Genomic DNA, 22,115 nt, shown 5'->3' on the forward strand with positions numbered 1-22,115 from the left:
GCGGCCGGGTCGCCCACCCTCGACGAAGGAATGGCATGACCCGCAGCGACGCACCGACCATGAATCCGCTGGTGCTGCAGCGCGCAGACCCCTGCGTGCTCCGGCACGGCGACGAGTACTTCTTCACCGCCTCGCATCCCCTCTACGACCGGATCATCCTGCGGCGCGCCGCGCATCTGGATGATCTGCAGTCTGCCGAGGAGACCACGATCTGGCGCCGCCACGAAGAGGGGCCGCTGTCCCACCTCATCTGGGCCCCGGAGATCCACCGGGTGGGCGGGGCCTGGTACATCTACTTCGCCGCCGCCCCCGATGAGGACGTGGTCGTCGACGCGCCCGGCATGGATGACACCTTCAACCACCGCATGTACGTGCTCGAGAACACCGCGGCGGATCCGCTGAGCGGGGAGTGGGTCGAGCGGGGACAGATCCGCACCGGGTGGGAGTCGTTCGCCCTCGACGCCACCAGCGTCGAGGTGGACGGGTGCCAGTACCTGATCTGGGCGCAGCAGCATCCGGAGGTCGAGGGGCACTCCAACCTCTACATCGCCCGGATGGAGAATCCGTGGACCCTGGCCACCGAGCCGGTGGAGCTGAGCCGCCCCGAGTACGACTGGGAGCGCGTCGGCTTCTCGGTCAACGAGGGACCCGCCGTGCTGGTGCGCGACGGGCGCGTGCTGCTGACGTACTCCGCCGCGGCCACCGGCGTCGAATACGCGATGGGCCTGCTCACCGCTGACGTCGACGCCGATCTGTTGTCCCCTGATTCCTGGACCAAGTCCCCCGAGCCGATCTTCCTCTCCGATCCGTCGGTGGACCGCTACGGACCGGGGCACAACTCCTTCACCACCACTCCGGGCGGCGACGTCGTGCTCGTCTACCACGCCCGCACCTACACCGAGATCGCCGGCGACCCGCTGCGCGACCCGAACCGTCACGCCTGCGCGCAGGTGCTGTCCTTCGCCGAGGACGGCACTCCGCAGTGGGGCACCCCGGCTCCCGCCACCCGCCCCGCCCCGACCTCGACCGAGATCCTGACCCCGGACGGAGAGCGCGCATGAGCCGCCGTACCGCCCCCGCAGCCGACGTCCCTGACCGCGCGAACCCGGTGCGCAAGCCGGCGTTCTGGAACTTCGGCGGCCTGTTCTTCTTCTACTTCGCGATCTGGCAGCTCGCCTTCACCTTCCTCAGCCGCTGGCTCGAGGTCGAAGCGGGCATGTCGTACGGCAACATCGGCCTGCTGAACTCCGTGATGGCGCTGACGGCGTTCTGCCTGCAGCCCGTCTACGGCGTCCTCCAGGACCGACTCGGCTTCCGGAAGCACCTGTTCGCGTTCGTGGTCCTGGTCGGCGCCCTGATGGGTCCGTTCTTCGCCTTCGTGTTCACGCCGCTGGTCGACGTCAACCAGGTGCTGGGCGCCGTGCTGGGTGGCCTGTTCCTGTCCCTGACCCTGAACGCGGGCGTGGGAATCGTCGAGACCTTCAACGAGCGCAACTCCCGCGCGCACCGCTTCGAGTACGGGCACGTGAGGCTGTTCGGCTCGGTCGCCGGGGCCATTGCGTCTCTCGTCGGCGGGTTCATCTGGGCCTCGAACCCGAACAGCATCTGGTGGGCCGGCACCTTCTCCGCGATCGTGCTGGGCGCGCTGCTGCTGGTGGCGCGCACGCCGAAGCCCGGCGACCCCGGGTACGCGGCGCTGAACGCGGACGAGTCCCGCGACGCTCCCCGCGCGAAGATCGACAAGCGCGTGCTGCTGGAGCTGCTGCGCAACCGCTCGTTCGTGGGATTCATGGTGCTGATGTTCGGCGCCGCCGCCCTCTATGACGTGTTCGACCAGCAGTTCCCGAACTACTTCGCGCGCTTCGCGGTGGGGGAGCTCGACCCGCAGGTGCTGTTCTCCCGCGTCGTGTTCGCGCAGATCCTCCTCGAGGCGCTGGTGATGATCGCGATGCCGTTCGTGATCAACCGGATCGGCGCGAAGCGCGGACTGCAGCTGTTCGCCCTGGTGCTGGTGGTGCGAGTGGTCGGTTCGGCGCTGTTCACCCAGACCTCCATGCTGGTGCTGTGGCGGCTGCTGGCAGCGGTGGAGATGCCGCTGATGCTCATCGCGGTGATGAAGTACATCACCCGCATGTTCGACGTGCGCATCTCCGCGACCGCCTACATGATCGGCTTCAACATGGCCAAGCAGGTGGGCATCGTGATCTTCTCGTGGGTCTTCGGCTCCGCCTACGACTTCATCGGCTTCAGCTCCTCGTACCTGATCATGGGCGTGGTGGTGCTGGCCGTCACCGGCATCGCCGGGGTGCTGATGGAGGATGACAGGCCCCATGCGGCGGCCGACGGCAGCGACGCCGGTGCCCGGGAGCGCGAGCCGGTCGACGCCTGAACAAGTGGCGGCGCCTGAATCGGTGGCGGCGCCTGAGACGGTGGCGGCGCCGGAGCCGGCTGGCGTCCCCGGGCCGGTGACCGTGTGTCCGGAGAGCAGGGCCGGGTCGCATCGACGCAGCGGTGCGGTCCTGCCTCCGTGGCGGCGGAATGTCACGCCGCAGAATAATCGTGTCGGTGGAACCCCTTCGCCGGCAGCGACCGGCGGAGTAGGTTCGAGACCATGGAGGTCACGATCATCGGCGGCGGGGTCAGCGGCCTCGCCCTCGCCCACGAACTCGCCCCGGACCACGACGTCACCGTGCTGGAGGCCTCCCCGGGGCCGCGCGGCGGCGGGTACATGATCGACTTCTTCGGTCCTGGATTCCTCGCCGCCGAGCGGATGGGCATCCTCGAGGAACTGCGTTCCCGCGGGAACGTCTTCGACGGGGTGCGCTTCGCCCGGCCCGACGGCACCCCGAGCGGGACCATCGACGTCGGCCCCCTGGTCGAGGCCGCCGGCGGCCGCTACTTCTCCATCCTGCGGCCGGAGGTGGAGCTGGGCCTGCTCGCACAGCTCCCGGCCTCCGTGGACGTCCGCTACGGGCAGCGCGCCGTCGCAGTGCGCGACGCGGCCCTCAGCGGCGCCATGGATCCGGCCCGCGCCGTGGTGGAGACCGCCGACGGAGCCACCCTCGAATCCGACCTCGTCGTCGCCTGCGACGGCGTGCGCTCCCCGTTCCGTGAACATGTCGCCCCCGGCCACGGCGAGATCGTGCCGATGGGGTACCGGGCGGCCAGCTACCTCCTCGAGGCCCCGGAGCTCGCCGACGAACTCGGGAACCATGCCCTGATGACCGACACCATCCAGCGGATCGGCGGGATGTACGCCGCAGGCGCGGGCCGGATCGGCGTCCTGTGCGCCCAGCGCGTCGACCGACGCCTCACGGAGCGACCGGAACCGGATCCCTCGCGTCTGCGCGCGGAGTTCTCCGGGCTCCACCCGCTGGTGGATACGGCGCTGGAGCAAGCACCAGCGTCGTTCTACGACGACCTCGTCGCCCAATCGGCCGCCCCGACGTGGAGCCGCGGTCGGGTGGTCCTTGCCGGGGATGCCGCCCATGCGGTCTCGCTGCTCGCGGGCCAGGGGACATCGCTCGCCGTCGCCGGCGCGGAGGCGCTCGCCCGCTCCCTGCGCGCGGCAGGGCCGCACGTCGAGGTGGGCCTGCGCGACTATGAGCGGCGGTGGCGTCCGGTCGTCGAACGGGCCCAGCGCGCCGGGCGTCGCAGCGCCGCCTCGTTCATCCCGGCCAACGGCGTGCAACTGCGCGTCCAGCAGGTCGCGCGGCGCACCCTCAGCATCCCGGGTGTCAGCCGCCTGCTCGCCCCGCAGTTCATCGGGGCATGAGAGGAACCTGCCCCGTGGACCGCCGGCGCGACGACGTGCTCGCGCGCGAACATGCAGCCCTCACCGAGGACCTGCAGGCGCTGTCGCGGGAGCAGTGGGCGCAGGGGTCGCTGTGCGCGGGGTGGACGGTCCACGACGTGGTGGCCAGGAAGTCTGCCCGGAAGGTGGCTCACGCCCGGCCCAGCCGCTCGCGGGCGGTGCGCCCGCGCGAGGCCAGCGGCGCCGAGCCGGCGGCCTTGGCCAGGCCCACCTCGGCGCCGTTGCCGTAGAAGGTCTCGATTCCCGAGGCGGGAACCTCGAAGGTCTCGTGCCAGATCCCGACGGCTCCGGGATTCTTCCGAGCCGCCGCGTTGAACCGCTTCCACGCCGGCATGTGGGCGCGGGAGGTCATCCGCGCGTACTGGTAGAGGTGCTCGACGCTCTTCCAGTACTGCACCACCCACGGCCCCTTCGGTCCCAGCAGGTTCTCGGCGCTGAGGAACCCCAGGTCCTCGGCCTCGCCCCGCTCGGAGGCGGCGCGGTTGCGCTGGAGCTCGGCGAGCATCCGGGGCATCTCCGCGGCGACCGGCAGCCAGAGGTCCGGTCGCCACGGCTTGTGAATGGTCATGCCGATGTTGAACACCACGACCCCGCCGATCGGGGCATGGGTGAGGTTCGGCGGGCGGGTAGGTGTGACAGAGTCCGGCTGACGGGCCATGGCGCGCTCCTCGCGAGATTAGAGAGTGCTACTTTCTAAGAGTGGGCCGGACCCGTCCCCACGTCAAGGGGTTTCCGTGTCTGGGCCCGAGGAAGCACGACAGAAGGTGACACGATGAGGATCTCCGCCCTCGCGGAACGGACCGGCGTGCCCGTCGGCACCATCAAGTACTACCTGCGAGAGGGCTTGCTGGCCCCGGGCCGTCAGACCTCCCGCACCACCGCCGAGTACGACGAGTCCCACGTCGAGCGGATCCGCCTGGTGCGGGCCCTGACCGACGCGGGTGGGCTGGGCATCGCGGCCGTGCGCCGGGTCGTCGTCGCGATCGACGCGCCGGATCCGCAGCGCCACCACGTCCTGGCCACCGCGCACAACGCTCTCGTGGGCAGCGGAGCCGCCCACGCGGAAGCGGAGCGAGGACGGGCGGCCGCGACCGATCAGGATCACGAGCGAGCAGAGGGCCGCGCTGATCCCGCCGGGCTTGACGGGCGCGCGCGGCGGTGGGCCTCGCGCCGCGGCTGGTCCGCCGACCCGGTCGATCCGCTCCTGGAACGGCTCGAGCGGGCCTGGGAGGCGTGCGGCGCGGCAGGGATCGAGGTGGACGAGGCCATGCTCGACGACTACGCCGACGCCGTCGAGCATGTCGCCCGGATCGATGTGGCGTCCGTGCCGACCGGGGCGGACGACGCGGTGCGCCGAGTCATCGTCGGCACCGTCATGACCGAGCCGATGCTGGCCACTCTGCGCCTGCTCGCCCAGCGCCAGGTCGCGATCCGGGGCGAGCAGGAGCCCGGGTGAACACCCCTGCCTGATCGGCCGCTGCGACGTAGGCTGGGAGGTATGGAACATCGTCATCTCGGCCGCAGCGGCCTCAAGATCAGCGAAATCATCTACGGCAACTGGCTGACCCACGCCTCCCAGGTCGAGGACGACCGCGCCCGCGCGTGCGTGCAGGCCGCCCTCGACGCCGGCATCAGCACCTTCGACACCGCCGACACCTACGCCAACACGGCGGCGGAGGTCGTACTCGGCGAGGCCCTCAAGGGGGAGCGGCGCGAGTCGCTGGAGATCTTCACCAAGGTCTACTTCCCCACCGGCCCCAAGGGGCACAACGACACCGGCCTGTCGCGCAAGCACATCCTCGAGTCCATCGACGGGTCGCTGCAGCGGCTGCAGACCGATTACGTCGACCTCTACCAGGCTCATCGCTACGACTGCGCGACGCCGCTGGAGGAGACCATGCAGGCCTTCGCCGACGTGGTCCACTCCGGCAAGGCCCTCTACATCGGCGTCTCCGAGTGGAACGCGGATCAGATCCGCGCCGGCCACCAGCTGGCCCGCGAGCTCGGCATCCAGCTGATCTCGAACCAGCCGCAGTACTCGATGCTGTGGCGCGTGATCGAGGAGCGCGTGGTGCCGACCTCGCGCGAGCTCGGCGTCTCCCAGATCGTGTGGTCCCCGATCGCGCAGGGCATCCTCACCGGTAAGTACAAGCCGGGCGCGGAGCCGCCGGAGGGTTCGCGGGCGCGGGACGAGAAGGGCGGCGCGGACATGATCAAGCGCTTCCTGAACGACCCGGTGCTCGAGGCGGTCCAGGGCCTGCTGCCGATCGCCGAGGAGCAGGGCCTGACCCCGGCGCAGCTCGCCGTGGCCTGGGTGCTCTCCAACGACAACGTCGCCGGCGCCATCATCGGCGCCTCACGGCCCGAGCAGGTCACCGAGAACGTCAAGGCCGCCGGCGTCACCCTCGATGCGGACGTCAAGGCCCGCATCGACGAGGTCCTCGGCGACATCCCCGAGATGGATCCCGCCAAGACGGTCTCCCCGGCGCAGCGCCTCGCCTGAGACTCCTCGCCCGGGCTCATCGCCCGGAAGACGACGACGGCTCGGCCCCGATGTGGGGCCGGGCCGTCGTCTCTGTGTGGAGCTCGTGCCGCGCCGGTTCAGAGGCGTCGGTTCACCGCAGTGCGGGCTCTCAGAGCGGGCGGGTCTCCGGGCCCTTGGTGCGGCCCGCGATCTCCTCGCCGGTGGCGCCGGGCGTGATCAGCCCGTCGGCCCGCAGCTCCCAGAACTCGGCGTTGCGGATGCCGACGTTGCGCGGGTCGAACTGCGGATCCAGCCCCTGCTTCTTCTGCTGCTGGTAGTCCTTCAAGGCCTTCAGCGCCGGTCCCTGCATGATGAGGATCGCGACGACGTTCAGCCAGGCCATCAGGCCCACGCCGACGTCCCCGAGCGCCCAGGCGTCACCGGTGGTGGCGACCGAGCCGTAGACCACCGAGACCAGGATCAGCGCCTGCAGGCAGCGGATCAGCACGCGGCGCACGGTGCGGCTGGGGATGAAGCGGTTGAGGTAGGTCAGGTTGACCTCGGCCATGTAGTAGTAGGCCACGATCGTGGTGAAGGCGAAGAAGAACAGGGCGATCGCCACGAACGTCGGCCCGAGGCCCTGGAAGACGGTCTCGAAACCGTTCTGCGCGTACTCGGGGCCGTAGTCGGTGCCCTCGGGGATGGCGCCCTGGTACAGCACCGTCTCCTCGTCGAGCGCGAACACCTGGTACATGTTCGTCGAAATGATCAGGAACGCGGTGGCGGTGCACACGAACAGGGTGTCGACGTAGACCGCGAAGGACTGCGCGAAGCCCTGCTTGGCGGGGTGGGAGACCTCGGCGGCTGCCGCCGCGTGCGGGCCCGTGCCCTGGCCGGCCTCGTTGGAGTACAGGCCGCGCTTGACGCCCATCTCGATGGCCTTGCCCACGATCGCGCCGAAGGCCGCGTTCATGCCGAAGGCGCTGGAGAAGATGGTGCCGAAGACGTGGCCGATCTGGTCGAAGTTCACGAAGAACACGACCAGCGCCAGGATGATGTACAGGATCGCCATGATCGGCACCACGATCATCGCGAAGTGCGCGATGCGCTTGACGCCGCCGATGATGATGAAGGCCAGCAGGATGATCAGGCCGACGGCGGTCATCCAGTGCGGGATGTTCCAGGCCTCGAAGACGGCCGAGGAGACGCCGTTGCCCTGCACGCCCGGCAGGAAGAAGCACATGGCGATGATGGTGAGCACCGCGAACGCGGCCGCGTAGACCTTGAAGACCGGAGCGGCGGCGGTGTGCTTGTACGCCTTCTCGATGTAATATGCCGGGCCACCTCGGTACTCGCCGGTGTCGAGGTCCTTCTCCTTGTAGATCTGGCCCAGGGTGCACTCGATGAAGGAGGTCGCGGCGCCGAGCAGCGCGATCACCCACATCCAGAACACGGCGCCGGGGCCGCCGAGGGCGATCGCCGTGGCGACGCCGCCGATGTTGCCCATGCCCACGCGGCCGGCCAGGGACATCATGAGGGACTGGAAGGAGGACGTGCCGTCGGGGGAGGACTCGCCCTTCTTCAGCTGCGAGACCATATCCGGGATGCACCGGATCTGCAGGAACACGGTGCGCAGGGTGAAGTAGAGGCCGGCCAGCAGCAACAGGATGACCAAGGGCAGAGCCCAGACCACCCCGTTCAGCATCCCGACCACGTCGGCGAAAGTCATGTCAGCCCTCCTGAGGCATTGAGGAAGCGGTGGCGACGTCGACACCGGAGGTGCGTGACCGGGGACACGGCCGCGCGCTGGAGGAAACCTACCTGACCGTCTCGGCGTCGAGCCCGTATTCAGCTCCGCGTTGCCGGGTCGTGATCAAACTGTCAGGGAAGCGGCATGGCGCACACCGGTTCGAAGTCGCCCGGGAGGAGCCGTTACACTTGTATGCGACCCCTCGTGCGGTGTCACCTCGCTGAACTCCCCCAGGGCTTGACGGCAGCAAGGGCAGGCGGGCTCTGGCAGGTGCGCGAGGGGTCCTTCATGTCCTCTGGCCAGCCGGTGCGCGCGAGGCCGACCCGGCGGCAGTTCCCAGGGCACCACTGCTCTCGTCGTGGGGGATGTCCTCCACCCGATGCGGCGGGGAGCCCCGTATCCGGCGCCGGTGCCGGATTCCTACGGTGGAGCCCGACGCGGAATCGCATCCGGCGCCGCGCACCGTCCCTCAGGAGCGCACGATGTCCTCGAATCCCGCCGTGCCCCCGGCGCTCTCCGCGTCCGCGTCCGCCTCCGGTGCTCGTCCCGACTACGGACGCGTCGCCCTGTTCATGGCCGTGGCCACTGCCGCTACCGTCGCCCTCTCGATCCCGTTCGCCATCGGAGTGCTGCCGGAGGCCGCCGTCGGCGTCGTCGTGCCATTGGCCCAGCTCTTCCCGCTGATCGCCGCCCTTCTGGTCCGCCGGCGCGGAGAGGCGTGGTGGCGCTCGCTCGCGCTGGCCGTGCCTTCCTGGAGGGCGCTGGGCATCGCCGCCCTCGCTGCCGTCGCGGCCTTCACCGTGGTACCGCTGGCCCGTGTGCTGATCGGGTTCGGTGCGGGGGCTCCGCCGATGGCCGACGGCCCGCCGCTGGCCGGCCTCGTGGCAGCGGTCCCGGCCGTCTTCGTCATGCAGGCCGTGTTCGCGATCGGCGAGGAGGCCGGCTGGCGAGGCTGGCTGCACCGAGAGCTCGCGCCGCTCGGCTTCTGGGCGATGTCGCTGAGCATCGGGGTGATGTGGGCCGTGTGGCATCTGCCGATCGTGGTCGCCTTCGGGTTCTCTCCGCGGGAGGCGATCGCCTATCTGGGCACGATCGTCGCCGTCGCGCCGCTGCTGTCGGCGCTGCGAGAGATCTCCGGGACCGTCTGGGCGGCCGTCATCGGCCACGGGCTGCTCAACAGCCTCCGTGTCGGGATCGAGCAGAACGTGCTGGGCCCCGTCGGCCCGGGCCTCGGCTGGCTGTTGGACGTGGCCTCGTGGGCGCTGTGGCTCGCGGTGGCCTGGATGGTGCTGCGCGCCGCCGCTCCGGCCCGTCGGGTCGGTGCCGACGGATCAGACCAGCCGGATCGGTGATCCGTACTGCGCCACCTGGGTGTCAGAGGTCGGACGTGATGGTCACCGGGCGTCCATGGACGCAGAAGCGGGGCCCCGGAATGCCGAGGGGCGCACATGCGCCGCACTCTGCACTCCGGAGCCCCGCTCAGCGGTGCCTCCGCCAGGGGTCAGACCGAGGTGGCCTGCTTCTCCCGGGCGTCGGGGTCGATGATCGCGTCATCGGCCGGGGCGCCCGGCTCGGTGGCTTCGGCGTGGGCGGCCGCGGCCGCTCGTGCTTCCTCGGCCTGCTCAGCCTGGATGGCCTGGAACGAGGTGCGGCGCGCGGCGTCGTAGATCTCGTGGTCCAGGATCCGCTCGCGGCGGGAGACGATCACCGGCACCAGCGACTGGCCGGTCACGTTCAGCGCGGTGCGGCCCATGTCGAGGATCGGGTCGACGGCGAGCAGCAGGCCCACGCCCTCCAGCGGCAGGCCCAGCGTGGACAGCGTCAGCGTGAGCATGACGGTCGCGCCGGTCATGCCGGCGGTGGCCGCCGAGCCCAGCACGGAGACCAGCACGATCAGCAGGTAATCCGTGACGCCGAGGGAGACGCCGTAGAAGTTCGCCACGAAGATCGCGGCCAGGGCCGGGTAGATCGCGGCGCAGCCGTCCATCTTGGTGGTCGAGCCCAGCGGGACCGCGAAGGAGGCGTAGTGGCGCGGGACGCCCATGCGCTCGGTGACGGTCTGGGTCATCGGCATGGTGCCCAGCGAGCTGCGGGAGACGAAGCCGAGCGAGGTCGCCGGCCACACGCCGCGGAAGAAGGAGGCGACGCTGAGGCCGTTGACCTTCAGCAGCACCGGGTAGACGACCAGCAGCACCAGCAGCAGGCCGATGTAGATGTCGGCCGTGAACACGCCGAGCTGGCCGATAGCCTCCCAGCCGTAGCTGGCCACCGCGTTGCCGAGCAGGCCCACGGTGCCGATCGGGGCGAGGCGGATGACCCACCACAGCATCTTCTGCACGATCTCCAGTGCGGAGCCGGTGAACCGCAGGAACGGCTCGGCCTTCTCGCCCACGGAGAGCACCGCGATGCCGACGGCGATGGAGATGACCAGGATCTGCAGGGCGTTGAAGCCGAGCGAGACCGAGCCGTCGTCGCCCACGCTGCCCTCGATGCCCAGGAAGTTGGCCGGGACCAGGCCGGTGAGGAAGTCGAGCCAGGTGCCCTGGGTGGAGGAGGCCTCGGCGGCGTCCGCGGAGACGCCGGAGTTCGCACCGGGCGTGGTCAGGGCGCCCAGGCCGATGCCGATCAGCACGGCGATCATGGAGGTGATCGCGAACCACAGCAGCGTCTTCCACGCCAGTCGGGCGGCGTTGGTGACGTTGCGCAGGTTCGCGATGGAGGTGACGATCGCGAGGAAGATCAGCGGCGGGACCAGGGCCTTCAGCAGCGTCACGAAGATCGAGCCGATGGTCTCGAGGGTCGTGGTCAGCCAGTTCGGGCCGTCACCGCCGTCTTCGCCCGCGCCGGGCACGGGGCCGATCTGCGCGGCGACCAGCCCGAGGGCCACGCCGAGGACGAGGCCGATGAGGACCTGCCAGCCGAAGGGGATCCGCGTGATCGCGCGCAGCGGATTGCGAGAGCGCGTGGGGGGCGCCTCGCCGGCGGGGGAGGAGGTTGAAGTATTCACAGCCGAAGACGCTACGCGCGTGAGGGGTTCGGATCAATACTTTGCCTACGGCATCACACAAGGACTGCTTATGCCTTGAGTGGCCTCCGCCGGTCGGCTGATGGGAGCGGCCTGAAACGTCGCCGCGCGGACGATGTGCCGGCCGCGGCAGGTTGGCACCGTGGAACCATGCCCGAGCCCCGCAGCGGTCGCCACCCCGAGTCCGCGGCCCGATCCGAACCCGAGAGTCTCGCCGAACCTGCCGCCCATTCCGAGCCCGAGACTCATGCCGAACCTGCCGCCCGTTCCGAGCACGAGACTCATGCCGAACCTGCCGCCCGTTCCGAGCCCGAGAGCCTCGCCGACACCGCGAGCCGTCCGGAAGTCGAGGCTCCGGCCGCGCAGGAACCGACGCGGTTCGCGGCCGACGTCGACTACAGCGGCCGGGCCGACGGTCATGACTATCTGGTCCGCGTGCGGCACCGCTTCCTCGACACCTCCTTCACGGTCACCATCGACGGCGTCGAGCACGACCCCAAGGCCGAGCAGAAGGCCGCCTCCGAAGGGAATCCGCAGGATGACGGCCTGGCGTTCCGACTGGAGGAGAACTTCACCGTCACCTACGCCACGGTGCGCCGCCCGGGCAAGGACGGTGAGCTCGCCGACGCGGAGGTGATCGCCGTGCGCACCGCCGGCCTGGGCGGCGCCGGGGAGGTCGACGTCCGCAGCGGTCTCCAGCGGATCCCGCTCGCGCCTGAGGAAGGCAGCCCGTCGGCCGCCCGCGATCGTCGGCGCACCGCCCATCCCACGCGCTACGCCCTGTTCGCGGCACTGGCCAAGGCCGCCGGATTCCTGCTGCCGCTGCTCGGGATCGGGGCGCTGTTCAGCGGGTTTCTCCGACCGGCGATCGAATGGATCCTTGCCCGCATCCAGCCCGTGACCGATGCGATCGCCGCCTTCATCGCGCCGATCCGGGAGTGGATCGCCGATCTGCTGCGGCCTCTGGTGGAGCTTCGGGACAGGATCCTGGGCCCGGTGCAGGAATTTCTCTCGAACCTCCTCCGGCCCGTCCGCGACGGCCTGGCCTGGCTGCGCGAGCGGCTGTTGGGATGGATACCGGACCTGGATCTGCCCGTCGACATCCCGGACTGGGTGGCCGACATCGCCGTGCCGGTCATCGTGGTGCTCGTCGTCTTCGTCATCACCCGCCAGCGCCTGCGGGCGCGCGCGAAGCGGCTGCACGAGGCGCGCACCTCGGGAGGCTCGGGCCGGGCGCCGGCCTCCGAGGACCCTGGTGCGGCGCGCACGTCGGCCAGGTCGAGCGAGGCTTCGACGCCGGACGATCCGGACGACGGCGACGGGCGCGGGAGCTGAGCGCCTGGACCGCCGTACTACTTCTTGGAACCGGAGCTGGAGTCGGAACCGGAGCTGGAGCTGGAGTCGGAACCGGAACCGGAATCGGAGCTGGAATCGAAACTGGAGCTGGAGCTGGAGCTGGAGCTGGAGCTGGAGCCGGAACCGGTGCCGGAGTCCGGATCCGGTGCGGCGGACCCCCACGCCGGGCTGCGCCGGCGGGCGTGATCGACGCGCTGGGTGCGCCGGATGTACACGGCCAGCGCGACCATGACGACGACGGTCGCCATTGCTGCCCACCAGCGGACGCTTCCGGCCTCCGCGTCCGTCATCAGCACCGCGAAGACGAAGATCAGTGGGATCAGAGCGGCCAGCGCGCGGATGGCTCGGACGTTGCGCCGGTGATCCTCCGGCTTCGTGCTCAGGGCGTTGTCACCGATCGCGATGTGAGGCAGGAAGGCGGCGGTGAGCGGCAGGATGACGAACACCGTCAGCGCCAGCGCGCCCAGCATCCCGAAGAGCAGGGCCATCAGCGCCGCCATCCCGACCCATCCCGGCAGCGGCACGTCCCGCGTGACGAAGCCGGCCCAGTCGATCGCCCCCAGCGGCCGGGCGGCGAACCCCCGCCACACCGGCGGCAGCAGCCCGACCAGGACGCTCGGAAGCAGGACCACGCCGACCGTCACGAAGGGCAGCGTGAGCGCACGGTACAGAGCCGCCAGGGTGATGCCGAGCTTCTCGTCCCGGCGCCACAGCGACTCGATCACCGCCCACAGCGGAGCGGGCACGGCGGACAGCGGCACGATCCACGCCACCTGGCCGGCCCGGTCGTCGTCGATGCCGCTCAGCGTGATCAGCACTGTGGCGCTCAGCGAGGCGAGTGCGCCGAGGAGCAGGAGGATCCCGGTCCCGGGGGAGACCAGCCTGCGCAGCATGCCGTCGGATGCGCGCGTGACCACCCGGGGACCTGTCGGCACGGCAGCGGACGCGCCCTCGTCCTCGGCGTGCTCGTCGGCAGTGGTGCCGTCTTCGTCCTCGACTGCGCGATCCATCGCATCGGCGGAGCGGTCGGGCTCCTCCTGGACGGCGCTGCGCCGGTCACGAGCGTTGAGGACCAGCAGGAGGAGCAAGAGCACCGCGATGAGCACCGTGACCGTGACCAGGCCGAGGGCGATGAGGTACGGCAGGTCCGGCGGCAGCGGGATGCCCAGGCGAAGGCGGGGCAGGGCACTGTCGCGGATCCCGTGAGCCGCGGCGAGCGTCAGCACGAGGAACAGGGAGATCCCCGAGGCGACCAGGGCGCAGGCGGCGGGGACGGCGTCCACCGGACGCGAGCGGCGAGTGGCGCGGATCCATCCTGCCCCGTCGACGAGCACGTAGATCAGCAACGGCAGCTCGACCACGGCCGCCGCGACGTAGCCCAGCGGGCTCTGGTACGGGGCGTAGTAGGCGGCCAGCAGGGTGGCGACGGGGCACAGAATGGCCAGCGCCAGCCCCAGCACGATCTGCATGGCGGAGGTCGGCCGGGGGCGTACGTCCTCCTCGGACGGGGTGAGGGCGAACATGCTCGACATCTTTCCATCGACCGGTGCGCCGCGCTCTCTGCCCGCCCGGCCGTGGACGGATGGTCGCACGCCCGTCACGGCCGCGGTTCCTCCCCAGGGGAGTGCTGTCCCCAACATGTGCACGACAGGCGGGGTCGTCGGTCGTCTCCATTAGCCTGTGGGGGTGGCCACCGCTCTGTACCGTCGTTACCGCCCGGAGTCCTTCGCCGAGGTGATCGGCCAGGACCACGTCACCACGCCCTTGCGGCGTGCGCTGCGCGCGGGCCGCATCGGTCACGCCTATCTGTTCTCGGGTCCGCGAGGCTGCGGCAAGACCACCTCGGCGCGCATCCTCGCCCGCTGCCTGAACTGCGCCGAGGGGCCGACGGATACGCCGTGCGGGCAGTGCGATTCCTGCCGTGACCTGGCCCGCGGCGGCTCCGGCAGTCTCGACGTGGTCGAGATCGACGCCGCCAGCCACGGTGGCGTGGACGACGCCCGCGAGCTGCGCGAGCGAGCGTCCTTCGCGCCGGTGCGCGATCGCTACAAGGTGTTCATCATCGATGAGGCGCACATGGTCACCTCCGCGGGCTTCAACGCGCTGCTCAAGCTCGTCGAGGAGCCTCCGGAGCACGTGAAGTTCGTCTTCGCGACCACCGAGCCGGACAAGGTCATCGGCACCATCCGCTCGCGCACCCACCACTACCCGTTCCGCCTGATCCCGCCGCAGGTGCTGGCTCCGTACCTCGATGAGGTCTGCGCGGCCGAGGGCGTGCAAGTCGGCGAGGGCGTGATGCCGCTGGTGGTGCGCGCCGGAGGAGGCTCGGCGCGTGACTCGCTCTCGGTGCTGGACCAGCTGATGGCCGGCGCCGGTGAGGACGGGCTCGACTTCCCCACCGCGATCGCGCTGCTGGGCTTCACCGACACCGCGCTGCTGGATACCGCCATCACCGCGGTCGCCCAGCGTGACGCCGCCTCCCTGTACGAGGCGGTCGAGCATGTCCTGGCCACCGGGCACGAGCCCCGCCGTTTCGTGGAGGACGTGCTCGAGCGGATGCGGGACCTGATCGTCCTGGCCGCCGTGCCGGATCGCGGCGCAGATCTGCTGCCGCAGGTCCCGGCGGACGAGCTCGAGCGCATGCGCACCCAGGCGGGGATGTTCGCGCCCGCGGACCTGTCCGTCTGCGGTGACCTCGTCCACGAGACGCTCTCGACCATGAGCGGGGCGACCTCACCGCGGCTGCACCTCGAACTGCTCGCCGCGCGGCTGGTGCTGCGCGACGAGCGGGCCGCTGCCCCCGCTCGAGCCGATGGGCAAGCACCGGCAGAGGGCCGCCCGGCCTCGGCCCCGCCCGGGCAGGGAGGCCAGGCCGCCGCAGGCCCGTCCGCCGGTCCGACGTCGGCCGCTCAGGGCTCGCAGCCGGCGCCGGCGGCATCCGGTGGCCGCGAAGAGGCTCGCCGGATCGCCCAGGAGAAGGTCGAAGCGGCCCGGCAGGCGCGCAGCGGCAACGCTCCCTCCCAGGCCGCCTCCTCGCAGGCGGCGGGGGAGCGGCCCGATTCCGCCGTTCCCGGACGGCAGCCGGCGCCCGGACCCGGGGAGCGGCAGAACGCTCCTGCAGCCCGCGAGGGCCAGGCCGCCGCACGACCTGACGGCCGATCGGCGCCGGACGGATGGGACAGCACGCCCTCCCGGCCGGCCCAGAGTGACCGCGACTCCGGGCCCTCGCGCCCTGCCCAGGGCGGTGGGGACGCCCAGCCGTCGCGCCCGGCACAGGATGGCTGGGACGCCCAGCCCTCGCGCCCGTCGCAGACGCCCGTGGAACCTCGGGCTGCCGCGCAGCAGGCCGCTCCACCGGCCGCGGCCTCCACGGCGGAGGCAGCGGCGAACTCTTCCGGCGTCGACGGGCGGGCCCAGGGCATCGTGGACGCGGCCACGGTGCGCGAGCACTGGTCGGCCATCCTCGACGAGCTCGCCCAGATCCGGCGCCCCAGCTGGGTGCTGGTCGCCCAGAACGCGCACGTCAATTCGATGAACGGCTCGACGCTGCTGGTCGGGTTCCGCACCGAGGGCCTGGTCGCGGCGTTCCGTCGAGGGACCGTCGCGCAGAACGTCGCCGACGCCGTCAGGCGCATCATGCGCGTCGAGGTCACGGTCGACGCGATCGTGGCCGAGGACCCGGGGCCCGGAGGTCCCGGTGACGGCGGCCCGGACGATGGCGGTCCCGATGACGGAGGCGGAGGCGGGTCCGGTCCCGACGCCGACGGTGGCCCGGAGACCGGCATCGCCCGGTCCGTCCCGGCTGCCGCCGGGAACCGATGGGACCGGGGCCGCCCCGAGGCGTCGGCGGCTCCCGGTGCACCGGGCCAGGAACGTCCGGTCCCGTCCTGGGGCGAGGCCGAGCCCGCCATGGCGCCGCAGGGCAGCGCGCAGGGCGGAGGCCCGCCCTCCTCCGCACCCCGGGCCGCTGATCGCTCCGGCGCAGGGACGGCGCCCGCGCGCAGCCAGTCCTCACCCGCGGCCCCGCATGCCCGTCGCGAGGGCGGCACGATCACTGCGGAGCGCCCCGAGGACTTCCCTCCCGAGCCCGACGACCCGTATCCGCCCGATCCCGAGGATCTTCCGCCTCAGGACGTCGCACCGCACCGCGCCCATGCCGCTCCGCAGCAGAGCGCGCCCCCGCAGCGGGATCCGTCCGCACCTGCTCCCGAGGCGCCGGGGCCCTCCACCCGCTGGTCCGACGCTCTCGCACCGGCACCGGCAGCCGACGTTCCCGGTGAGCCGGCAACGGGCAGCAGCGCCCAGCCCGAGCCAGGCCCTCGCGCCGAGCCCGGAGCAGGCATCCGTGCCGAGCCGGAGACGGGCGTCCGCGACGAGCCGGCGACCGAGATCCCCGTCGTGGAGGACGAAGGCCGCGACACCCTGCCTCCGGGCCAGCCCCGCACCTATGGACAGAACGCCCTGCGGCGGGCGATCGCCGAAGACCGAGTGGTCCATTCCCGCCCCGCCACCCGTGACACGCGCCCGTGGTCGGACGCACTGCCTTCCGACGCCGGAGCACACGAGGAGCCGGTGGCGCCTGCCGCCGACGACCCGGCAGTTCCCTCGCCCGGTGACGAGGAGCCGGCCGGGGCAGTCCCCGTCGAGAGGGCGATCCCGTCTGCGGGGCCCGTCGAGTCGCCGGCGCCGTCTGCGACGGACTCGCAGTCGCCGGCGCCATCTGTGACGCCCTCGGAGCCGCCGGCCGAGTCGGCATCTGCGCGGGCAGCCGCGTCATGGGGTGCCGCGGCGACGGTCAGCTCGGCGCCCAGCCCGGTCTCGGCGCCGGATCGTTCCGCGCCGTCGGAGTCGCCCGCAGCGCCGGAGGCCCAGGCTCCCGCCCCCGCCCGCACCGGAGCCGCCCTGGCCCGCGAAGCTGCGCTGGCCTCTCGCACGGCCGGTCTGCGCACACGCAGCGGCACCGCGGAGCCCGCTGAGGGCGCTTCGGCCCCCGTCGACCCCACCGGCGGCGCGTCCCGCGACGACGAGGACGCCGTGGTGGCCACGCGCAATGGCCGTGAGGTCATCGAAACGGTCCTCGGCGGCAAGATCATCGAGGTCATCGACGAGACCGACCGGTACTGATCCGGCCGGCGGGAGCCACCGGGCCGCCCGTCAGCCCTCGCGCGGCTCCAGCAGACTGAACAGATCGGTGCGCAGCGTCGCCGGGTCCACCCCGGGCGAGGGCGGGCTCACGTAGAACTCCCAGAACGGGTAGGTCATCTGCTCCCGGCGGTCGCCGACCTCCTCGGTGAACGCGCCCCAGCTCTCCGCCAGGCCGCCGTATCCACCGACGTGACTGACCCAGGCCACGCGACCGGCCGGCAGCACCGAGGCAATGACCTCGTACCCGCTGGGCAGCGTGATGGGTGCCGGCAGCGGCTTGTCCACCGGGAAACCGACCTCGACGTCCGCCGTGGAGACCGGCGCCCGGTGGTGCAGCGCGAAGGCCGGCCCGATCGGGTGCACTCCTGCCTCCTCCAGCGCCGGGACCAGGTGCGAGAACGTGCCGTCCATGAGGGTCGACATCTCGTACATCGGGAAATCACGCTGAGAGACGACCGCGGTGGGGACCTCCGGTGCCTGGGTCACCTTGCACTCGGAGACCGGCTCGCTGGAGTCGTAGGGATGCGGCAACGACGGCATCGTGCATGTCCTGTTCTCGCTGGCGACGCCCGCTGGATCTGCGGCGGGTGGCCACGACGGTACAACGCGCCCGTCACGATGCCCAGCGCCGCGACTCCGCCCGGTCGCCCCGGGTCACTCCGCCGTGCGGCGAACCCCCGCCAGATCCAGCGCCAGCTCGCAGAACATCGAGTTCGACCACGAGAACCACTCGCGAGTGAAGACCGTCGGATCATCGACGTGAACACCCTCGTGCATCATCCCCGTGCCCCCGTCGGTGCGGATCAGCTGCTCGAGGATCCGCAGGCGCTCGCCGTCATCACCGCAGGTGAGGCCTTCGACGGCCTTGCCGATCGGCCACACGTGGTCCTTGGGGGTGTGCGGCGACCCGACGCCCTCCAGGAACAGGCCCGCGAAGTAGTACGGGTTCGTCCGTGAGAGCACCGCGGCGCGGGTGGCGAGGTAGGTGGGGTCGTCCATCGCCACGCAGTCGAGGTACGGCAGGGCCAGCAGGCTGGGCACGTTCGCATCATCGAGGAACACGTGGTTGCCGCGGCCGTCGATCTCGTGCGCCCAGATCTTCTCGCCGTCCGGCCCCTCGACCAGGCCGTGCGCCGCCAGCGCCTCCCGGATCTCGGCGGCGAGCCGGCGTGCCTCCGCGGCATCCTCGGCCTCGCCGGCGACATGCTCGAGCAGCTCGGCGAGCCTCTCCAGAGCGAGCGCGAGGAAATGGTTGCCGGGGATGTTGTAGCCCAGCTCGCAGGCGTCATCGCTGGGACGGAACCCTGCCCACACCAGGCCGTTGGGCTCGGTGAGGGAGCCGCGCCCCTCGCGGGCGAGGGTGTCCTGGGCCGGAGCGCCGGGCCGGCGGAAGAAGTACTCGGAGCGCTCCTCATGGTTCTGCTCGGTGCGCACCGTCGTCAGGATCGCGCGGGCGGCGGGCACGAAGTTCCCGTCGGCCCAGGAGGTGTCCCCGGTGGCCTTCCAGACCCGCCAGGCCAGGTCCGGCCCGTACGAAAGAGAATCCAGCTCGAACTTGCGCTCCCACGCCCAGGGGTTGTCGCGGTCCGTCTCGTCCTCGTCCCAGTGCGAGGCAGACGGGGTGCGGTTGAAGGCGTTGGCGTAGGGATCGATGACGAGGTACTGCCAGTGCCGGCGCAGCAGCCCGTTCAGCAGCTCCACCAGCACGGCACGGTCCTGCGCGGAGCCGACCCCGGCCACGACCAGGCGCAGCAGGGGGGTGAGCTGAGCGGCGGAATCCCGCAGCCACATCGCGGGGATGTCACCGGTGATGACGAAGGTGGTCCCGTCGTCCTCGCGGTGCACGGTGGTCTCGGCGGTGTTGCGCAGATAGGTGACCACCCGGCGGGCGATCTCCGTGGCCGGGGCGACGTCGCCGAGACCGTCCAGGACTCGTGCGTGGACGGCGTCGAGCAGGGCGTCGGGCAGCTGGGCCATGGTTCTCCTCGTCGGGGGTCGGTCCGGTCGCCAGGCTACCGATGTATGTCCCAGCGATGGACAAACATCTCGCGGTGAGGACGGCTCGCGTGAGGAGAGGCACGGCCGGAGGCGGGCGGCGACCGTCGTGGGCCGGCCCGTCAGCCGCACGAACTAGAGTTGAGGGCGTGTACGAAGGCATCGTTCAGGACCTCATCGACGAGCTCGGCAAGCTGCCGGGCATCGGCCCCAAGTCGGCGCAGCGGATCGCGTTCCATCTGCTGGACGCCGACGACGCCTCCGTGCGCCGCCTCGCCGACGTGCTGGTGACGGTCAAGGACACCGTCCGCTTCTGCGAGATCTGCGGGAACGTCTCGGCCGAGGAGAAGTGCCGCGTCTGCGCCGACCCGCGCCGCACCGACGAGGTGATCTGCGTGGTCGAGGAGTCCAAGGACATCGTCGCCATCGAACGCATCCGCGAGTTCAAGGGCCGCTATCACGTCCTCGGCGGCGCCATCGACCCCATCGGCGGCGTCGGCCCCGACGACCTGCGCATCACCCAGCTGATGAGCCGGCTGGGCTCGGGGGAGACGAAGGAGGTCATCCTCGCGCTGGATCCGAACATCGAGGGCGAGGCCACCGCCACATACCTCTCGCGTCTGCTCTCGCCCCTGGAGCTCTCCGTCTCGCGCCTGGCCTCCGGCCTCCCCGTCGGCGGGGACCTCGACTACGCCGACGAGATGACCCTCGGGCGCGCCTTCCTGGGCCGACGAGCCGTGTGAGAGCCCACCAGGAGCGCCGATGACGTCCCCGCACGACCGCCCTCTGCCGCCCCTGGTGGACCTGCCGCCTCCGCGCGAGCTTCCGGATGAGAGCACGGACCTGGTCGCGCCCGGGGAGATCATCGCCGAGTCCAAGGGTGCCCTGGCCCGCCGTCTGCTGCGGATCTTCTGGGCTCCCGGCCTGGTCGTCCTGGGGCTGTGGCTGGTGCTGGTGTTCTTGTACGTCGGCGGCGCCTCACCGGCGTACTGGCTGCTCAGCCTGCTGGTCGGTCTCGCCGAACCGGTGCTTCTGCGCTCGACCGTGAGTGAGCTCGGCTTCTCCGCGGGCGGCCTGTGGACGGCGTTCCTCGTGCTGCCGCTGGTGGGTGCCGCCCTGAGCCTGGCGACCGTGCCCCTGGCGCCGCTGGCCATCGCCGGGATGGATCCCCGGCGCCACCTCAGCGAGAGCGGCTTCCAGCGCGACGTGGCCACCCGGATCACGGCGGTGCTGCTGGCCCCGCCGATACTGGTGGTCGCGGCGCTGCCGCTCACGGTCATCCTCGGCCTGCCGCAGCCGTGGTCGGGCCTCGGACCCGGCCAGCTGATGTCGCTCGCGCTCGCCGCCGGAGCGATCATGCTGGCCTGGATCTGCGTGCGTCCGCTGGTCAGCGCCCCGAAAGTACTGGACATCGACCCGGCCTCCTCGGTGGAGACCACCGCCCGCCTCGAGCGGGACCTCGAGCGCCGCCGGGCCGCGGCGAAGCGGGTGCTGGCCCAGGACCGCCGCCACCTCCCGCCGAACCCCGGCACCCGCGCCGCCTCCGCCGGGCTGCGACCGCGCGGCGCGCTGACAGCTCTGGCTCTGATCGCCCGGGCATGCGTGACCTGGTTGGGCCCCGCAGTGGTCGCGCTGAGCTGGGTGATCTTCGGGATCACCGACCTGGTGAGCACGATCAGCGGGATGACGCAGTCGGATCTGTCCCAGGTGTCCTCGCCGCTGGGCTGGCAGATGCTCGCCGCCGCCGTCCCTGCGCTCGGGCTGGTCCTCCTCGGCGTCGCTCTCGCCCCCGGCCTCGCCGCCCGGCTCAGCGAGAACCAGCGCGGCCTGGTCATCGACCAGCGCACCTACGCCTCCTGGGCTCATCGGGCCCGCGTGAACCCGTGGGAGGCGCGGGCGGTGTCCCTGACCGGCTGCATCAGCGCTGCCGCGGGGCTGGCCGGAGTGGCGCTGTTCGCGGCCGGGCTGATGCTGCTGCCCGGTGCGGCCACCCCCACCGCCTGGGTGTGGATCGTGTGCGACGCCCTGATCCTGGTGCCGCTGCTGGGTCTCGGTGCGGCCGCCGCGATGCGAGGCGGGCTGCGCGATGTGCTGTACGGCCCTGCCGGGAACTACACCCGGCGCGAGACCCCCTACGCCCTGGTCGCGCCCGAGATCGGCACGCGCACCCAGCACGCCCAGGATCCGGCCGTGCGGGCCGCGATGCGCAAGCGCCTGCAGGAGCAGGGCGGCCAGAACAGCCTGGCCATCTTCGACCTGGACGCGGCCGGGGAACGACTGTGGGTCGACGACAGCCAGCCCGGCGCGAAGGACACTGCCGTGCGCGAGGCCGATCTCGCCCGTGGCTTGCTGCCCGACTTCGGCGCGGAGGGCTCCCCGCTGACCAGCGGTGGGGCCGGCTCCGGCGTCGACGGGAGCGGCCCGGGGGCCGACGGCTCCGGCCGCGGCAACCGGCCGGCCCACGGACCGGGAGCGCACCGGATCCCCGATTCGGTCCCCGGCCTGCGCGAGGACTGAGCCTGCGCGAGGGCTGAGGTGCGCGCGGACTGAGGTGCGCGAGGGCTGA

General features: G+C 71.5%; 17 protein-coding genes and 1 other RNA gene. 12 read left to right on the plus strand and 6 right to left on the minus strand.

Annotation, left to right across the window (positions count from 1 at the left end):
- Window positions 1-35: 35 nt before the first annotated feature.
- From ACFQS2_RS10670 to ACFQS2_RS10685, 4 genes are all read left to right on the plus strand, one after another.
- Window positions 36-1,061: a family 43 glycosylhydrolase gene (locus ACFQS2_RS10670; protein ID WP_377793758.1), complete on the plus strand. Its 1,026-nt coding sequence runs from the start codon at window positions 36-38 to the stop codon at window positions 1,059-1,061.
- Window positions 1,058-2,389, plus strand: coding sequence for an oligosaccharide MFS transporter (locus ACFQS2_RS10675; protein ID WP_377793760.1), 1,332 nt, complete (start codon window positions 1,058-1,060; stop codon window positions 2,387-2,389). The genes ACFQS2_RS10670 and ACFQS2_RS10675 overlap by 4 nt, the downstream gene beginning before the upstream one ends.
- A gap of 222 nt (window positions 2,390-2,611) precedes the next feature.
- Window positions 2,612-3,775 carry an FAD-dependent monooxygenase gene (locus tag ACFQS2_RS10680; RefSeq protein ID WP_377793761.1) on the plus strand — a complete coding sequence of 388 codons (1,164 nt, stop codon included), beginning with the start codon at window positions 2,612-2,614 and terminating at the stop codon, window positions 3,773-3,775.
- Window positions 3,772-4,044 (plus strand): maleylpyruvate isomerase N-terminal domain-containing protein, encoded by a 273-nt coding sequence (locus ACFQS2_RS10685; protein WP_377793762.1) that lies wholly within the window; start codon window positions 3,772-3,774, stop codon window positions 4,042-4,044. The genes ACFQS2_RS10680 and ACFQS2_RS10685 overlap by 4 nt, the downstream gene beginning before the upstream one ends.
- On the opposite strand, the gene ACFQS2_RS10690 is transcribed toward ACFQS2_RS10685, so the two are convergent.
- Complete coding sequence (locus ACFQS2_RS10690; protein ID WP_377793764.1) at window positions 3,945-4,472, minus strand: DUF4188 domain-containing protein; 528 nt, start codon at window positions 4,470-4,472, stop codon at window positions 3,945-3,947. The two genes, ACFQS2_RS10685 and ACFQS2_RS10690, sit on opposite strands and share 100 nt — an antisense overlap.
- A gap of 114 nt (window positions 4,473-4,586) precedes the next feature.
- On the opposite strand from ACFQS2_RS10690, the gene ACFQS2_RS10695 reads away from it, so the two are divergent.
- Together ACFQS2_RS10695 and ACFQS2_RS10700 are read left to right on the plus strand one after the other, a co-directional pair.
- Window positions 4,587-5,270, plus strand: a complete 684-nt coding sequence (locus ACFQS2_RS10695) for a MerR family transcriptional regulator (RefSeq protein ID WP_377793765.1) — start codon at window positions 4,587-4,589, stop codon at window positions 5,268-5,270.
- Window positions 5,271-5,312: 42 nt separating this feature from the next.
- Entirely contained in the window at window positions 5,313-6,317 is a 1,005-nt protein-coding gene (locus ACFQS2_RS10700) for an aldo/keto reductase family protein (RefSeq protein WP_377793766.1), read from the plus strand.
- A gap of 130 nt (window positions 6,318-6,447) precedes the next feature.
- Here ACFQS2_RS10700 and ACFQS2_RS10705 read toward each other — a convergent pair whose 3' ends face one another.
- Window positions 6,448-8,007 carry an alanine/glycine:cation symporter family protein gene (locus ACFQS2_RS10705; RefSeq protein WP_377793767.1) on the minus strand — a complete coding sequence of 520 codons (1,560 nt, stop codon included), beginning with the start codon at window positions 8,005-8,007 and terminating at the stop codon, window positions 6,448-6,450.
- Window positions 8,008-8,221: 214 nt separating this feature from the next.
- Between ACFQS2_RS10705 and ffs the strand changes: the two genes are divergently transcribed.
- Window positions 8,222-8,318, plus strand: an RNA gene (gene ffs / locus ACFQS2_RS10710) — signal recognition particle sRNA small type.
- Between the two features lie 192 nt (window positions 8,319-8,510).
- Complete coding sequence (locus tag ACFQS2_RS10715) at window positions 8,511-9,380, plus strand: type II CAAX prenyl endopeptidase Rce1 family protein (protein ID WP_377793768.1); 870 nt, start codon at window positions 8,511-8,513, stop codon at window positions 9,378-9,380.
- Between the two features lie 149 nt (window positions 9,381-9,529).
- Here ACFQS2_RS10715 and ACFQS2_RS10720 read toward each other — a convergent pair whose 3' ends face one another.
- Window positions 9,530-11,035, minus strand: coding sequence for a dicarboxylate/amino acid:cation symporter (locus ACFQS2_RS10720; RefSeq protein ID WP_377793769.1), 1,506 nt, complete (start codon window positions 11,033-11,035; stop codon window positions 9,530-9,532).
- Window positions 11,036-11,203: 168 nt separating this feature from the next.
- On the opposite strand from ACFQS2_RS10720, the gene ACFQS2_RS10725 reads away from it, so the two are divergent.
- The gene (locus tag ACFQS2_RS10725) at window positions 11,204-12,388 is read left to right on the plus strand and encodes a hypothetical protein (RefSeq protein ID WP_377793770.1); all 1,185 of its coding nucleotides are present in this window, start codon (window positions 11,204-11,206) and stop codon (window positions 12,386-12,388) included.
- 17 nt (window positions 12,389-12,405) lie between these two features.
- Here ACFQS2_RS10725 and ACFQS2_RS10730 read toward each other — a convergent pair whose 3' ends face one another.
- Window positions 12,406-13,941 (minus strand): hypothetical protein, encoded by a 1,536-nt coding sequence (locus ACFQS2_RS10730; RefSeq protein WP_377793771.1) that lies wholly within the window; start codon window positions 13,939-13,941, stop codon window positions 12,406-12,408.
- A 154-nt stretch (window positions 13,942-14,095) separates the two neighbouring features.
- Here ACFQS2_RS10730 and ACFQS2_RS10735 point away from each other — a divergent pair, with 154 nt between their 5' ends.
- On the plus strand, window positions 14,096-17,533 hold the full coding sequence (locus ACFQS2_RS10735; RefSeq protein ID WP_377018559.1) for a DNA polymerase III subunit gamma and tau: 3,438 nt from the start codon (window positions 14,096-14,098) through the stop codon (window positions 17,531-17,533).
- A 30-nt stretch (window positions 17,534-17,563) separates the two neighbouring features.
- Here the strand turns inward: ACFQS2_RS10735 and ACFQS2_RS10740 are convergent, their stop codons facing one another.
- Both ACFQS2_RS10740 and ACFQS2_RS10745 read right to left on the minus strand, forming a co-directional pair.
- On the minus strand, window positions 17,564-18,094 hold the full coding sequence (locus ACFQS2_RS10740) for a transcriptional regulator (protein ID WP_377018560.1): 531 nt from the start codon (window positions 18,092-18,094) through the stop codon (window positions 17,564-17,566).
- Between the two features lie 114 nt (window positions 18,095-18,208).
- Window positions 18,209-19,531: a glycoside hydrolase family 125 protein gene (locus tag ACFQS2_RS10745; RefSeq protein ID WP_377018561.1), complete on the minus strand. Its 1,323-nt coding sequence runs from the start codon at window positions 19,529-19,531 to the stop codon at window positions 18,209-18,211.
- 167 nt (window positions 19,532-19,698) lie between these two features.
- Between ACFQS2_RS10745 and recR the strand changes: the two genes are divergently transcribed.
- Together recR and ACFQS2_RS10755 are read left to right on the plus strand one after the other, a co-directional pair.
- Window positions 19,699-20,292 (plus strand): recombination mediator RecR, encoded by a 594-nt coding sequence (recR, locus tag ACFQS2_RS10750; protein WP_377018562.1) that lies wholly within the window; start codon window positions 19,699-19,701, stop codon window positions 20,290-20,292.
- A 19-nt stretch (window positions 20,293-20,311) separates the two neighbouring features.
- Window positions 20,312-22,066: a hypothetical protein gene (locus ACFQS2_RS10755; protein ID WP_377018563.1), complete on the plus strand. Its 1,755-nt coding sequence runs from the start codon at window positions 20,312-20,314 to the stop codon at window positions 22,064-22,066.
- Window positions 22,067-22,115: the final 49 nt, after the last annotated feature.

This window comes from Brachybacterium sp. GCM10030267 (assembly GCF_042666875.1).
Taxonomy (GTDB): domain Bacteria; phylum Actinomycetota; class Actinomycetes; order Actinomycetales; family Dermabacteraceae; genus Brachybacterium.

Bases quoted from the DNA above. Each gene is read 5' to 3' on its own strand.
- ACFQS2_RS10675 (WP_377793760.1), top strand. From the start codon at position 1,058: ATGAGCCGCCGTACCGCCCCCGCAGCCGACGTCCCTGACCGCGCGAAC.
- ACFQS2_RS10725 (WP_377793770.1), top strand. From the start codon at position 11,204: ATGCCCGAGCCCCGCAGCGGTCGCCACCCCGAGTCCGCGGCCCGATCC.
- ACFQS2_RS10705 (WP_377793767.1), bottom strand. From the start codon at position 8,007: ATGACTTTCGCCGACGTGGTCGGGATGCTGAACGGGGTGGTCTGGGCT.
- ACFQS2_RS10755 (WP_377018563.1), top strand. From the start codon at position 20,312: ATGACGTCCCCGCACGACCGCCCTCTGCCGCCCCTGGTGGACCTGCCG.
- ACFQS2_RS10715 (WP_377793768.1), top strand. From the start codon at position 8,511: ATGTCCTCGAATCCCGCCGTGCCCCCGGCGCTCTCCGCGTCCGCGTCC.
- ACFQS2_RS10700 (WP_377793766.1), top strand. From the start codon at position 5,313: ATGGAACATCGTCATCTCGGCCGCAGCGGCCTCAAGATCAGCGAAATC.
- ACFQS2_RS10730 (WP_377793771.1), bottom strand. From the start codon at position 13,941: ATGTCGAGCATGTTCGCCCTCACCCCGTCCGAGGAGGACGTACGCCCC.
- ACFQS2_RS10680 (WP_377793761.1), top strand. From the start codon at position 2,612: ATGGAGGTCACGATCATCGGCGGCGGGGTCAGCGGCCTCGCCCTCGCC.
- ACFQS2_RS10695 (WP_377793765.1), top strand. From the start codon at position 4,587: ATGAGGATCTCCGCCCTCGCGGAACGGACCGGCGTGCCCGTCGGCACC.
- ACFQS2_RS10685 (WP_377793762.1), top strand. From the start codon at position 3,772: ATGAGAGGAACCTGCCCCGTGGACCGCCGGCGCGACGACGTGCTCGCG.
- ACFQS2_RS10670 (WP_377793758.1), top strand. From the start codon at position 36: ATGACCCGCAGCGACGCACCGACCATGAATCCGCTGGTGCTGCAGCGC.
- ACFQS2_RS10740 (WP_377018560.1), bottom strand. From the start codon at position 18,094: ATGCCGTCGTTGCCGCATCCCTACGACTCCAGCGAGCCGGTCTCCGAG.
- ACFQS2_RS10690 (WP_377793764.1), bottom strand. From the start codon at position 4,472: ATGGCCCGTCAGCCGGACTCTGTCACACCTACCCGCCCGCCGAACCTC.
- ACFQS2_RS10745 (WP_377018561.1), bottom strand. From the start codon at position 19,531: ATGGCCCAGCTGCCCGACGCCCTGCTCGACGCCGTCCACGCACGAGTC.